The sequence below is a fragment of the Enterobacter sichuanensis genome (assembly GCF_009036245.1).
In the GTDB taxonomy this organism is placed as follows: Bacteria; Pseudomonadota; Gammaproteobacteria; order Enterobacterales; family Enterobacteriaceae; genus Enterobacter; species Enterobacter sichuanensis.
The window spans coordinates 2960062-2973499 of sequence record NZ_CP027986.1 but is presented as its reverse complement, the minus strand read 5'-3'; the positions used below and the strand labels follow the sequence as shown (position 1 = coordinate 2973499).

At 57.5% G+C, this 13438-nt stretch carries 14 protein-coding genes; 10 read left to right on the top strand and 4 right to left on the bottom strand.

The genetic code is table 11. The features are described 5' to 3' along the window. The first annotated feature begins 74 nt into the window (after positions 1-74). The 4 genes from C1N69_RS22740 (at position 75) to C1N69_RS14365 (ending at position 5694) form a co-directional block, all read left to right on the top strand. Entirely contained in the window at positions 75-1238 is a 1164-nt protein-coding gene (locus C1N69_RS22740; RefSeq protein ID WP_104557498.1) for a methyl-accepting chemotaxis protein, read from the top strand. 36 nt (positions 1239-1274) lie between these two features. Next, positions 1275-3170, top strand: coding sequence for a methyl-accepting chemotaxis protein (locus C1N69_RS14375; RefSeq protein ID WP_153907617.1), 1896 nt, complete (start codon positions 1275-1277; stop codon positions 3168-3170). A gap of 632 nt (positions 3171-3802) precedes the next feature. After that, a complete protein-coding gene (locus tag C1N69_RS14370) occupies positions 3803-4945 on the top strand; it encodes an IS481 family transposase (protein WP_047959517.1) in 1143 nt (380 codons plus the stop codon). 299 nt (positions 4946-5244) lie between these two features. Beyond that, positions 5245-5694: a hypothetical protein gene (locus C1N69_RS14365; RefSeq protein ID WP_155031416.1), complete on the top strand. Its 450-nt coding sequence runs from the start codon at positions 5245-5247 to the stop codon at positions 5692-5694. Positions 5695-5870: 176 nt separating this feature from the next. On the opposite strand, the gene C1N69_RS14360 is transcribed toward C1N69_RS14365, so the two are convergent. Further along, positions 5871-7376, bottom strand: coding sequence for a flagellin N-terminal helical domain-containing protein (locus C1N69_RS14360; protein ID WP_155031415.1), 1506 nt, complete (start codon positions 7374-7376; stop codon positions 5871-5873). A 300-nt stretch (positions 7377-7676) separates the two neighbouring features. Here C1N69_RS14360 and fliD point away from each other — a divergent pair, with 300 nt between their 5' ends. From fliD to fliT, 3 genes are read left to right on the top strand one after another with little or no spacing between them, the layout of a single operon-like run. Then, the gene (gene fliD / locus C1N69_RS14355; RefSeq protein WP_155031414.1) at positions 7677-9158 is read left to right on the top strand and encodes a flagellar filament capping protein FliD; all 1482 of its coding nucleotides are present in this window, start codon (positions 7677-7679) and stop codon (positions 9156-9158) included. A gap of 35 nt (positions 9159-9193) precedes the next feature. Continuing rightward, entirely contained in the window at positions 9194-9601 is a 408-nt protein-coding gene (fliS, locus tag C1N69_RS14350; protein WP_104558202.1) for a flagellar export chaperone FliS, read from the top strand. Next, the gene (gene fliT / locus C1N69_RS14345) at positions 9594-9914 is read left to right on the top strand and encodes a flagellar protein FliT (RefSeq protein ID WP_059385131.1); all 321 of its coding nucleotides are present in this window, start codon (positions 9594-9596) and stop codon (positions 9912-9914) included. Before fliS ends, fliT begins: the two co-directional genes overlap by 8 nt. Before the next feature lie 217 nt (positions 9915-10131). On the opposite strand, the gene C1N69_RS14340 is transcribed toward fliT, so the two are convergent. The 3 genes from C1N69_RS14340 to flgA all read right to left on the bottom strand — a co-directional run bounded on the left by C1N69_RS14340 (position 10132) and on the right by flgA (position 11653). Continuing rightward, the gene (locus C1N69_RS14340; RefSeq protein WP_059385130.1) at positions 10132-10575 is read right to left on the bottom strand and encodes a flagella synthesis protein FlgN; all 444 of its coding nucleotides are present in this window, start codon (positions 10573-10575) and stop codon (positions 10132-10134) included. Positions 10576-10592: 17 nt separating this feature from the next. After that, complete coding sequence (gene flgM, locus C1N69_RS14335; protein WP_104557470.1) at positions 10593-10886, bottom strand: flagellar biosynthesis anti-sigma factor FlgM; 294 nt, start codon at positions 10884-10886, stop codon at positions 10593-10595. A gap of 68 nt (positions 10887-10954) precedes the next feature. Then, the gene (flgA, locus tag C1N69_RS14330; RefSeq protein WP_155031413.1) at positions 10955-11653 is read right to left on the bottom strand and encodes a flagellar basal body P-ring formation chaperone FlgA; all 699 of its coding nucleotides are present in this window, start codon (positions 11651-11653) and stop codon (positions 10955-10957) included. 248 nt (positions 11654-11901) lie between these two features. Between flgA and flgB the strand changes: the two genes are divergently transcribed. From flgB to C1N69_RS14315, 3 genes are read left to right on the top strand one after another with little or no spacing between them, the layout of a single operon-like run. Further along, the gene (gene flgB, locus C1N69_RS14325) at positions 11902-12312 is read left to right on the top strand and encodes a flagellar basal body rod protein FlgB (protein WP_059385127.1); all 411 of its coding nucleotides are present in this window, start codon (positions 11902-11904) and stop codon (positions 12310-12312) included. A 6-nt stretch (positions 12313-12318) separates the two neighbouring features. Beyond that, on the top strand, positions 12319-12723 hold the full coding sequence (gene flgC / locus C1N69_RS14320; protein ID WP_059385126.1) for a flagellar basal body rod protein FlgC: 405 nt from the start codon (positions 12319-12321) through the stop codon (positions 12721-12723). An 8-nt stretch (positions 12724-12731) separates the two neighbouring features. Beyond that, positions 12732-13436, top strand: coding sequence for a flagellar hook assembly protein FlgD (locus C1N69_RS14315; RefSeq protein WP_155031412.1), 705 nt, complete (start codon positions 12732-12734; stop codon positions 13434-13436). Positions 13437-13438 lie beyond the last annotated feature (2 nt).

Genomic DNA, 13438 nt, shown 5'->3' with positions numbered 1-13438 from the left:
TTCCAGTCCCCCGCATAATAAAATAGCCCTGTAGAGGCAGCATTGTGCTGTCATGTTTAACAACAGGCGCTGTCATGGTTTTTATTGTCATACTGGTCGTTATTTTTATTACCTTCATTATTCTGGTGCAGGCGGGCGTCATGCCGTGGTTTATCCGCACGGAGGGGCAGCGCCTGCGCTCGCAGGTGGATGCCCTGGCACTCCAGCTGCGTGAACAGCTTGACCGGGTCGAAGCACAGCAGCGTTCGATGACCGAAAGTGTGGTCACCCTGAAAAGCTTTGCCCTCGACAAAGCGGCGCCGGGGGAGACCGATCTCCCGGAGGAGACCGGCAACAGCCGTCAGTTTTTCAATGCTCTGGTGAAAGAGACGGGGGAGCGGCTGGGCGGTCGGGCCTGGATTGTGGAAAACACCGGGCGCATCATCGCGGATGCTGCCGGTGCGCCCACCGTGCAATCCCTCAACGATGCCGATCTCCCCATGGCGGTCCCGCTGCGCGCCCTGTTGGCCCAGTCCGGGGAAGGGCTGCGCCATACCCGTTTTCGCAGCGCCAGCGGCGAGCACACCCTGATGGTGGTTCCCCTTACCGACACGCCGTGGCTGCTGGCCATCGATGTCCCCACCCGCCGCATGGGCGAGCGCCCTGGCATTCTGCTCCACAAGCCATGGCCGCTGGCCGCGCTGCTGCTGGTGTCGACCCTGACGCTGCTTCGCAGCCTGAATCTGCACCTTTCCCGGCTCAATGAAGAACTGCCGTCGCAGCTGCAAACCGGGCAGGGGGCGCATCTGCCGCCGCTGATGCATGAGGTGGGCGAGCAGGTGAATGCCATCGCCCGGGCGGCCACTGTCATTGCCCAGGAGAACGAACGGCTGCTGCAGGTCCCGGAGGCCAGCGCCAATCTGCTGGCGACGCTCGGCGACAGCGCCACCGGCGTGATCATGGCCATGAAGGCGCTGCATGATGCAGCCCTGCAGATTGCCGACAGCAGCGGGGCGCTGGTTCAGCTGGCGAGCCGCGCCTACAGCTACTCCCTGCATAACGAAGAGGGGATTTTTGCCGTGGAGTCGCGCAACCTGGCGAGCCGCTGTGCGCGCTCGTCTAAGGAGCTTCGGGCCCTGATTGACGATGCGATGATGCAGGGGCAGAGCGGTGCGGCGTCGGTGACGCAGAATAACAGCGTACTGATTGAAGAGGTCTGTACCGTGGCGAATGCCCTGATGCAGCGAGTACGGGGCTAACCTGCCGCGACGTTAATCCTTATTTTCGAGCTTATTATGTTTAAATCGACTCAGAGCAGAATCATCCTGCTGGTTTCTGCTTTCTTTTTACTGCTGACGGGCATCACCCTGTGGGTGGTGATGCGGCTGGTGGCGCCGTCGCTGCTTAAAACCGAGTATCAGCGCGTCCATGCTCAGATTGGCGAACAGGCAACAGCCATTACCACGCAAATGTCCCGCGTGCAGGCCCAGCAGCGTAGCCTGACCGAGACCGTCTCCCTGCTGGAGAGTGCGCAGATAGACAACTTGCTGCCGGCGCTGATTAACCAGAACGGCGACAGCGCGCTTTTCGGCGGCGGCGTCTGGCCGCTTCCCGGCATGCGTGAGGCGGGCATAGACCGGCACAGCACCTTCTTTGCCCGGGACCGGGAAAACCGGCTGCGCCTGAACAGCACCTGGAACGACGCCAGCGCGCCGCCCTACTGGGAACAGTCGTGGTTCAAAGCCGGCTCCCGTGCGGCGAAAGGCCAGTGCGCCTGGGCTGAAGCCTATATCGACGCGGCCAGCCCGCAGCCGCGGACCAACTGCGCGATGCCCGTCTATCGCCACGGCCAGCTGTGGGGCGTGGCAACCCTTGACCTGACGCTCGGCTTCTTTAACGCGCTGGCCCGCAAGATGGCTGAACCTATTGAAGGCGGCGTGCTGATCGTGGAGGCCAGCGGCAAGATCGTCGGCTACAGCCGCGCATCCGACGAGACGCCACCGCTGAAAAATATCAGTGAACTGCCGGGACATGAAATTGCCATTCTGCAGGCGATGCTGGCGCAGGCGAAAGAGACACCGCTGGAGCGAACCTATCAGGCGCAGGATGGGGAACACACCATTTTTGTTTATCCCATCAAGGGCAGCCCGTGGTTTGTGGCGACAGATACCCGCAGCAGCCTGTTGAGCCAGCAGACGCACGCTATCCTGACGCGTCTCGGCATGGTGCAGATCCCACTGTTACTGCTGCTGGGCGTGGTGCTGGTGCTGACCATTCGCGCGGTGATGCGTAACCTGCATACGGTGAGCGACCGCCTGGCCACCCTGTCCGCAGGCGGGGCGGATTTAACCCGCCGTCTGCCGGAGAGCAGCAGCCAGGAGCTCAACGCCATCGCCCGCAACGTCAACGCGTTTATGAGTTATCTGCAGGGGCTGTTACAGCAGGTGGGGAGCAGCACCCGCACCATTGCCGCCGCCTCGCACCAGATTGCCGAAGGCAACGTGTCGCTGTCCTCGCGCACCGAAGAGCAGTCCGCCTCTCTGACGCAGACGGCGGCCTCGATGGAGGAGATCGCAGGAATTGTGGCGAACAACGCCGATAACGCGGAACACGCCGACCGGCTGGCGACCGACGCCGCAGCGGTAGCGCAGCGCGGCGCCGGGCTGATGACCTCGGCAGTGGAGAAAATGCGCCATATTGAATCTTCATCCCTGCGGGTGGCGGACATTGTGGGGGTGATTGACGGTATTGCCTACCAGACCAACATTCTGGCGCTGAACGCGGCGGTGGAAGCGGCGCGCGCGGGGGAGCAGGGGCGTGGCTTCGCCGTGGTGGCGACGGAAGTGCGCAACCTGGCGCTGCGAGCCTCCAGCTCTGCCCGGGAGATCCGCGAGCTGATTAACGACGCGGTCGCGGGCGTGCAGGAGGGCAGTAGCCTGGTGCAGGAAGCGGGGGAGACCATGAACGCGCTGGTGACCTCCGTGAGCGAGGTATCAGCCCTGATGGAGGAGGTGAAAACCGCCAGCCGGGAGCAGAGCGTGGGTATCGCCCAGGTGAATGTGGCGGTCTGCCAGCTGGAAGGTGCGACCCAGCAGAATGCGTCGCTGGTGGCGGAAGTCTCGTCGGCGGCGAAAGCGATGGAAGAGCAGGCGCAAGAGCTGGAAAGTGTGGTGAATCGGTTTAAAGTTTAATTTTATTTGCACGGGCGACGTCCTCTCCCGACGGGAGAGGACTGGGGTGAGGGGGAACATACGGCTGTGGAGGTTATTCCGTTCACTTTATGTTCCTTGCTACTCTTTAACGACATGACATGTGAACGTGCCAGGGTGGCTCAGTCGCCACCACCCTGGCGACCCGGGCTCCCGGCGGTAAATCGCCGCTTCGCGGATTGTTCGCCCCATCCCTGGGGCTCACCCCTTCGGGGCCAGCGCAGGCGCTGTCCAAAATTGCTCCCGGCAATTTTGTCTTCGGCTTATTCCTTCCGGCTTATCGGGGACGGGCGGAGGTAACGTTCCTGTAAAGCCCGCCCTCTCGGCGCATCCATGCGCCTCGCCCCGGCCTGCAGGAAACGCCTCAGCGATTTACAGCCGGACCAGGGTGTCGCTGTAAGCCATTAATTTTTCGGAGCAACATTCATCGCTTCAGGTAAAACTACCGGGGTAAGGGAAAGGAGGAAAAGCAGACCTGTGCCTGAAATAAAGACCGCACCGAACGGTCCCCTCGCCCCTTTGGGGTGTACGGTCCGGGGACATAGTGAACGCTTGTTCGGGGACATGGTAGACACTTACAACTAAGGCATAAGAACCCGTTTATGGAGTCGCTTATGCCCTGGGATGCGAGAGATACCATGTCATTACGTACCGAGTTTGTTTTGTTCGCCTCGCAGGACGGGGCGAATATCCGTTCCCTCTGCCGTCGCTTCGGCATTTCACCTGCCACCGGCTACAAGTGGCTTCGTCGCTGGACGGAGGAAGGGGCCTCCGGCCTTCAGGACCGCCCGCGCATACCGCACCATTCCCCGAACCGCTCATCTGACGACATCACTGCCCTGCTGCGCATGGCCCATGACCGTCATCAACGCTGGGGAGCCCGCAAGATTAAGCGCTGGCTGGAAGACCAGGGGCACACCATGCCCGCCTTCAGTACCGTTCATACCCTGATGGCCCGTCACGGCCTGCTGCCGGGCACTTCACCGGGCATTCCCGCCACGGGACGGTTCGAACATGATGCGCCCAACCGGCTCTGGCAGATGGATTTTAAGGGCCACTTTCCCTTTGGCGGTGGCCGCTGCCATCCGCTCACTTTGCTGGACGACCACTCCCGTTTTTCCCTGTGCCTGGTGCACTGTAACGATGAACGTCGAGAGACCGTGCAGCAGCAGCTGGTCAGCGTGTTTGAACGCTACGGCCTGCCGGACAGGATGACGATGGATAACGGCTCACCGTGGGGAGACACCACCGGCACCTGGACGGCGCTGGAGCTGTGGCTGATGCGCCAGGGTATCCGGGTGGGGCACTCCCGGCCGTATCATCCGCAGACGCAGGGCAAGCTGGAGCGTTTTCACCGCAGCCTGAAGGCGGAAGTGCTGCAGGGGAAGTGGTTCGCGGACAGCGGTGAACTGCAGCGCGCCTTCGACCACTGGCGGACGGTCTATAACCTTGAACGCCCGCATGAGGCGCTGGATATGGCGGTACCGGGCTCGCGGTATCAGCCGTCATCGCGACGGTACAGCGGCAACACAACGCCCCCGGAATACGACGAGGGGGTGATGGTCAGGAAAGTGGATATCAGCGGAAAGCTGAGCGTGAAAGGGGTAAGTCTGAGCGCGGGTAAAGCGTTCAGGGGAGAGCGGGTCGGACTGAAGGAGACGCAGGAGGATGGCTGCTATGAAGTGTGGTGGTACAGCACGAAAGTGGGGGTGATCGACCTGAAGAAAAAGTCGATCACCATGGGTAAAGGATGTTAAAAAGTGTTCACCATGTCCCCGAACACCTGTCTACCATGTCCCCGGACCGTACAGGGGAGAGGGTTAGGGTGAGGGGAAGTTCCCCCCGGCACAAATCTGGAAGGCGCCTCGCAATCCCACAAGTAACCTTATGTAATCCGTGGTTTACCCTGTTGTTTGTTTTCATCACATCGTAAAGTGCCTGCGTTGCGGCAACATCCGCAACCGGGTGTGAGAACCTGAAGATACAAGGTGATACCGGAGCGACCTGCGGGTTGGCTCCCTTGTGATTCAGTTCTCATCTCCCTGGAGGCTTTCCTATGACTCTTCTGTCCACTCTCTCTGACGCATACCACCATAGCTTCACCGAACAACTCATCGCCTTACCCCTTCCGACCTCTGCCGACCTGTTTGACGTGGCCGACCTCTGCGCCGCGTTTGCCAGCACGCTGGTCGAAACACAAAGCGTGAGCGAACGGCATGCCCTCTGCGGACGATTACTGTATGCCCTGGAGGCGCTGGAACGTCTGTGTGACGACGATCTGCCGCCGCATCTGATTGAACAACTGATTGCCGGTGACGCCGCGCCGTCCTGTATGCCGCACTGCTGGCAGGAGACGATCACCCCGGTCACCTATGCCCGGTCGCTGGCGCAGGCGATTCAGGGGAATACGCTGCCGCAGGAAGTGAACCATGCGCTGACGGGATTACTGCACGATATGGTCTTTCTGCTAGCGGAGTTTGTGAAGGAACCTTATCTGCGCGCTTAAAACCAAGCCGGGTGGCGGCTTCGCCTGACCCGGCCTACGAAACCAGCAGGCCCGTGCAAGCGCAGCGCCGCCGGGCAATGGGCACCGCGCACAAAAACAAAAAAGCCCTCCGGGGAGGAGGGCAAACCGCGCGTGAGGCACGCGCGTAATGACAATGTAAGGTGGTTTTGTCCAGATTAACGCAGCAGGGACAGCACGTTCTGCGGAACCTGGTTGGCCTGGGCCAGTACGGAGACACCTGCCTGCTGCAGAATGTTCGCACGGCTCATAGCAGACACTTCCACGGAGAAGTCAGCGTCCTGAATACGGGAGCGCGCTTCGGTGGTGTTGATGATGTTGGTGTTCAGGTTCGCAATGATGGAGCTGAAACGGTTCTGAACGGCACCCAGGTCGGCACGGAAGTCACCGATTTGAGTGATTGCATCAGACAGCTTCTCCAGCAGGTTGTCGGCAGCAGCCGCACCAAACTCCTTCAGCACAACATCACTGTCGGCAGGACGAACGTCAGTAGCAGTTGGCACACCGGTAGCATCAAAAGTGATTTCTTTTAATACCTTACCACCAGTACCATCATCGCCGCCGTAAACGAAGTAGCGATCGCTTGTGCCATCGTTCATCGTGATCATCTTCATACCAGAAGATTCAACGGTTTCACCAGTTCCGAAGGCTGCTGCAGCAACATTGTTAAGTATGGTCTCAGTCAGGGTAACGTCTGTACCTCCACCATTAACTTTATCACCCTCTTTAAGTGCGGTAGACGATCCTTCTGTGAAGTCACTTTTCCCTTTCAGCAGCATATCGATGTCAGCCGGGTCAGTAATCTCTGTTGTATCAGGATTTGCACCCAGTTTTAATTTAGCCCCCGTTGCGTCCCATTTAGGATCGGTGATTTCAACCATTTTTTCAGTTTTGTCACCATACGCAAAGATTCGGGTAGTACCATTGTCATCGTAGGTCATTACCTTAACATCTGCTACGTCAGCTTCACCCACAACAGCTTTAAGAGCATCTCTTTCTGTATCAGCAAGTTCCCAAACCTTACCCGACGCGTGTCCGATATTCACATCACCATTTGCCTGCTCGACTGCGGCATCATCAAACTGACTTGCCAGCGTACCCGCACCATTCACGGTAATCCCGATATCCTCGAAATCAGCCAGGAAGTTGTCCAGACCCAGGGTCTGCATATCCAGCTTGTTCAGGGTAATGTCGATGGTATCGTCGTCTTTATCACCAATCTGAATGGTGATTTTAGATTGTGAACCGTCAAAGACCTTCACGCCGTTGAAGTTGGTGGTTTCCGCCACACGCTGGATCTCTTGCAGACGGGAAGCAATTTCTTTTTTGATGGAGTCACGGTCGCCAGCAGAGTTGGTGCCGTTTTTCGCCTGTACGGTCAGCTCGCGGATGCGCTGCATGTTTTCGGTCACTTCTTCCAGCGCACCTTCGGTGGTCTGCGCCAGGGAGATACCGTCGTTGGCGTTACGCGCCGCCTGCGTCATACCGCGGATGGAGGAGGTGAAGCGGTTAGAAATCGCCAGGCCTGCGGCATCGTCCTTCGCGCTGTTAATACGCATACCGGAAGAGAGGCGCTGAATAGCGGTACCCAGAGAGCTCTGAGATTTGTTCAGGTTGTTCTGCGCCATCAGGCTCAGTGCGTTGGTATTAATGACCTGTGCCATTGTTATATCCTTCTAAGTAATAACGAAATGTGAGATATGCGTTAATTGCGTCGCATACTGAATTCATCGGGGGGAATGAAAATGACTAAATTATTTTTTTCAATTTTTTTGTCATTACTGAAAATGGCATCAGAAATGCAGCTAATTACTTAAATGGCTAAAAACAATTAATCAATAAACGCACATCTTTGTTATCCGCACGCCTGCGCGTTGTTCGCGTATATATGAAAAATTAAACTTCCCTCTTTATTCCCCGATAGAAAAGTAACAGGTCATCCCTTTACAACAGGAAATATTATTATGGTATCAACCAACTTTTTAGGTATGGGCTCGGGTCTGCCTTTTGAGGAACTGCTGGCAAAGGAGCGTGCGGCCAGTTCAGTCAAGCTGAACCCCTATCTGCAAAAACAGAAAACCTATAACGGGCAAATTTCCGCGTGGGGGTCTATTTCCAGCGCGCTCAGCACCCTGAAGGATACGCTCGGCAAGCTGGAAGATGAGGGCTTTAACGGTGTCAGCGTCAGCGATAACAAAACCTTTAAGGCCACGGCGGGGAAAGGGACTATTCCGAACAGCTACTCCATGGCCGTGGAGCAACTGGCGAAAGCGCATCAGCTGGGTGTGACGCGAGATTCACGAGAGAAGGATATTGGGAGGAGCGCCGCGACCGTCACCATCGAGATGGAAGGCAGTGACAAACCGCTGGTGGTGGAACTCAAGGCAGACGAAACGTCCCTTGACGATATTGCCAAAAAAATCAATGCGCAGAAGGGTGACGTTGCGGCTGAAGTGGTGACGGTGAAAGACGGAGAACACAAGCTCGTCCTGACCTCGAAAAAAACCGGTAAAGACGGTGAAATGACGATAAAGGTCAAGGGGGATGCTGATGTTAAGTCGGCGCTTGAAGGGGCCGCTGACGTCACTAAACCCCAGAATGCGATTGTCTGGCTTAACGGGGATAAGGTTGAGCGCAGCTCTAACACCATAAAAGATTTGATTACCGGTGTAACCCTTGAACTGCGCGAAGTCTCGGAGAAAGACCCTAATGCCGACCCGTCAGCGCCACACCCCTTCAAAACCGAATCCCTCACCATTACCGAAGATACCTCAAAGGTGAAATCACTGATTGAGGAGTTCGTTAAAAACTACAACAGCTACCTCAGCACCGTCGCCAGCGCCACCAAATACACGGCCCCCGACCGCGACAAACTCGCGGAGGGCGAAGTCCCGCTGCCTGACGACAGTAATGGCGCGCTGTTCAGCGACGGCAGCCTGCGTCGCCTGACCAGCCAGCTGAAAGCCACCGTAGGCGGTGAGTACCGCGAGGCCGGGGACGTGATCACCTCACTTGGGCGTCTCGGCATCACCGTGACCTTCGACGGTAAAACCGGCGATGACCGCAGCGGTACGCTGGGTACCCTCACCATCGACAGCAAAAAGCTCGACGCCGCCCTGAAGGACAACCCGAAGGAAGTCGAGGCGCTGTTCCTTGGTAAAGGGGGGAAGGAGGGGATTAAAGATCGCATGGAAGGCATCTTTGATACCTATCTCGGCGATAAGGACGCGATCACGAAAAAGGAAGGTGTGATTGAAACCACGCTGGAGTCCCTGCGCGAGCAGGAAAAACGCATCGGTAAGCAGATCACGGCGGTGCAAAAGCGTATCGACGAAGCCATGCTGCGTCGTGAAAAAGAATATCAGCGCCTGGATAAAGCGATGAGCGATATGAAAAGTATCGAAAACAGTCTGGTGAGTTCTCTGGCTTCATTAATTAACAACTAATCACCGGGCAGGCTGCTGCCCGGCAGGATTTAACGATGTACACCAAAACAGGCAACAGTGCCTACACCGCTGTCTCACTCGACAGCCAGATTAGCGGCGCCACGCCGCACCAGCTGATCGTCCTGCTGTATGACGGGGCGATTAACGCCATGAAGCGGGCGGAGATTTACTTTCAGTCCGGCAATATCGCCCGGCGCGGGGAGATGATCTCCCGCGCCATCAATATTATCGACAACGGCCTGCGTGCGGGCCTTGACCACGAGAAGGGCGGGAAAATCGCCGAAGAGCTGGAGAGCCTGTACGAGTATATTTCGCGCACGCTGCTGGAGGCTAACCTCAACAAGTCCGGCGAAAAGCTGCCGCACCTCATCGCCCTGATGACGGGGATGCTGGAAACCTGGCAGGCCATCGCGCCACAGCAGAAGCAGGTGAAGCATGGATAACGATGTGATTGAGCTGATTGAACAGCTGCTGGTTAGCAACGAAAAGTTGCGCCAGCAGGCCGATGCCGGCGAATGGGATGTGTTTCTTGACGAGTCCGTGGCCTATACCATGGGGATGAGGACGCTGTGCGACATTGATTTAACCCAGCTGGCGCAGCACAACAAACCGCAGGTCAGTGCCCAACTGGCGACCCTGCTGGAGCATGATGCCCTTCTGACGCGCGCCATTCAGGGGCGTCTCACCGCCATCAGCACCGAACTTTCCGGCATGCGTAAAAGCCGTACGATGGCGAAAGCCTACACCTCTGTTTAATTTCCTTCCTGATTGCCGGGTGGCGCTGCGCTTACCCGGCCTACCCCTCACCCTGGCCCTCTCCCCAAAGGGGAGAGGGTAAAAAGCAGACCTGCGCTGTCATCACAAACCGCACCCAACAGTCCCCTCGCCCCTTTGGGGAGAGGGTTAGGGTGAGGGGGGGCAAAAAAAAAGCCCACCAGAGGCGGGCAAAAGAGGACAACGCAGACAGATAAGATCAGATGCTGATGTTGTATTTGCGACCCGTCGGCATCTGGCTGGATTCCCCCGCCGGGCCGTACAGTGAGCTGGCGTGACCCACGTTGTCGATCGCCTTCTGGATATGCTGGTTTTTCTTCATATGGCTTTGCAGCAGGGATTCCACCTGCTGATTCAGCGCTTTGGTGCTGCGCACCTTTTCATGCACCTGCTGCCAGCTGGCGAACAGCTTGCCGAGCCCCGGGTAGGGGGCTTCGGTGCCGGAGGTTTGCTCCTGCTGGCGGCGCATGTCGTCGTAGTACTGCAGGGTCGTCAGCAGCTGGTTTTTGTTATCCGCCAGCACCTGCAGCGACACCGGGTTGATCTGGGTACGGTTGAGCTGATTCACCTCTTCAATCATGATCGCCTCCAGCTCATCCAGAGAGGTTTTCATTTGCGTGAGTATCGGGTAAAGCTTGTCCATAAGGGGCCTGTAAACGGTTAAAACGAAAACATGTCCTGCACCATCGCCTGAGCAATCTTCTCCGGCTCAATGCGCAGGGTACCCGCCGACAGCGCGGCGCGCAGTTCGGCGACGCGGGCGTGGTCCACGTCGCGGCTGTCGTCGGTCTGAATTTTTTTAGTCAGCTCGCTCAGGGTGACGTTAGTGTTGTCACGCTTTTCGCTGCGCGTGGCCGCCACCTCACTCTCCTGCGGCTGCGTGCGGGCGCGCAGATCCTGCGTCGGGGCAATCTTCGCGACTGGCGCGGTGGTCTGGCTGCTGTTGATGCTCATGGTGGTCCTCGCAATAACATTAAGTGCTCAATACTTCTTTCTTCGGTGATTCTCAGAAAAGCTAAAATTTATTGTTGAGAAATAATCATCACCTGACCGTCGGCCGCCACTTTCCCGCTGACGGTGCGCCCGCCTGTTGTTTTTACCTTCAGCACGTCATCCACCGCGGCATTGTTCAGCGCCTTGCCCTGGCTGCGGATCCGAAAGCCCGACCCGGCAGTCACCAGATCCACCGTCTGCCCGGCACGCAGCCGCCACTGCTGGCGCAGCTGGTTTTCCAGCAGCGGTTTACCGGCGTCGATGGCGCGAGTCAGGCGCTGGCCGATAATCTCGTCGGCGTTAAAGATCAAGCCGCCGGGCTGGTTATCGAGACTGCCGGTGACCGGTTCGATATCGCTGCGCTGAACGATGGCCCCGCCGGGCAGGCTCTGGCTGGCCACCCACCAGGTGCCCTGGGCGCTGATGCGTACCGGCAGGAAATGACGACGTGCGCCGCACTGGGCCAGCACGGTACGCTTGCCGGTGAGACGGCTGTCGCGCCCCACCAGGCTCAGTTCCGGGTTCTCACACACACCTGCCAGCTGGGCAGGCGTGGCGAGCAGGGCCACGGTGCGCACCACCTCGCCATTGCTCTCCGGCTGCTGGATCAGGGCATCCAGCTTGAGCAGCAGGCGCTGCTTCGCCGTCTGGTCAGACGGAACGCTGGCACCAGCAGACGCAGAGCAGAGCAAGACGGCCATCGCCGCGCTGAATAATCGGAGCTTCATCTTATTGCCTTAATACGGTATTTAATTTATAAAACGTGGCGAAATTATATACGCAGTGGCGAGGCTTTTATTGCCTTAAATAATGACACTTCTGACGGCATTTACCTTCTTCATTTTTTTTTCGCGCTTTTCATTATTTCGATTTCCCTAAATAGGCTTATTTCTGTCGGGTCTTCGCAGTGTGATATTTCACCTGCGCTGTCTACACTATCGCAGTTTAAATAACGCGAGACAGGAGTCCTGTTGTCATGAATAAACTTGATGACGCCTTTCGCTTTCAACAGCAGGCGTTAGGTTTGCTGTCGCGCCGTCAGGATATTTTGGCTTCGAATATTGCGAATGCCGACACCCCTGGCTACCAGGCGCGGGATATAGATTTTCCTCAACAGCTAAAAGCGGCCATGGAAAATAACACCCTGGCGAAATCACCCGTATCACTGGCATTAACGTCAAACCGCCATATCGAAGGCAAAGCGATGCCGTTTGACGACGCTCAGCTGCTTTATCGCATTCCGGATCAGCCGAGTGCCGATGGTAATACGGTGGATATGGATCGTGAGCGCGTTAATTTCGCGGATAACGCCGTGAAATATCAGTCGGGACTGACGTTCCTTGGCGCGGATATTAAGAAAATGATGACTGTGCTCAGTCAGGGGTAATTAGCGATGTCGCTCTTTAGCGTATTTGATATTTCAGGCTCGGCGATGGCGGCCCAGTCCCGCCGTCTTAACGTCAGCGCCAGCAATATGGCCAACGCCGACAGCGTAGCGGGGCCGGACGGCCAGCCGTACCGCGCCCGTCAGGTGGTGTTTGAGGTCGATAACGCCGTCGGTCAGGAGATTGGTGGCGTGCAGGTCCGCGACGTGGTGGAGAGTAGCGCCCCGGATCGCCTGGTGTACGAGCCGGGCAATCCGCTGGCGGATGAGCAGGGGTATGTGCGCATGCCCAACGTCAACGTGATGAACGAGATGGTCAACACCATCTCCGCCTCCCGCAGCTACCAGGCCAATGTGGAAGTGATGAACTCCGCCAAAAGCCTGATGCTGAAAACATTAACTCTTGGTCAGTAAGGACGCATATGGCGGTCTCTTCGATTAACAACAACAGCGGCACGGGCGGCACCGGTACGGGCAACAGCGCGGCGGATCTGTCGAACCAGTTTATGACCCTGCTGGTGGCGCAGATGAAAAACCAGGATCCCACCAACCCGATGGATAACAACCAGCTCACCTCGCAGCTGGCGCAGTTCAACATGGCGGCGGGCGTCGAGAAGCTCAACACGTCTGTCGCTCACGTCTACGCCATGATGTCCCAGCTGGGCAGCATGAGCGCCTCCTCCTGGGTCGGGCGCAGCGTGCTGATTGAAGGGGAGGCGAAGGTCTCCTTTGGTGAACCGGCTATCGGCATCATGCAGGAAGGGGTGGAGCTACCGAGTAACTCCGACGATTTCCACTTCGCGCTGTCGGACGATGCCGAAACGGTCACCGTCACGCTGCACGACGGCGATAAGGCCTACACCGCCGAGCTGAAGAACGTCAAGAAGGGGATGAATACCTTCAACCTTGATGACCTGGAAAACTTCAAGCCGGAGCCGGGGCCACCGCGCGATCGCGAGTACACCCTCTCCTTTGAGGCCAGCAACGCCGAAGGGGAGAACCCGACGGTGTACGGTCTGATTCAGGAGCAGGTACAGGGCGTCACCATGGATCCGAGCGGGCCGATTCTGCATCTGCTGAATCACGATCCGATCGGTATGGACAAAGTGTTCGTCATTCAAAAATAAAC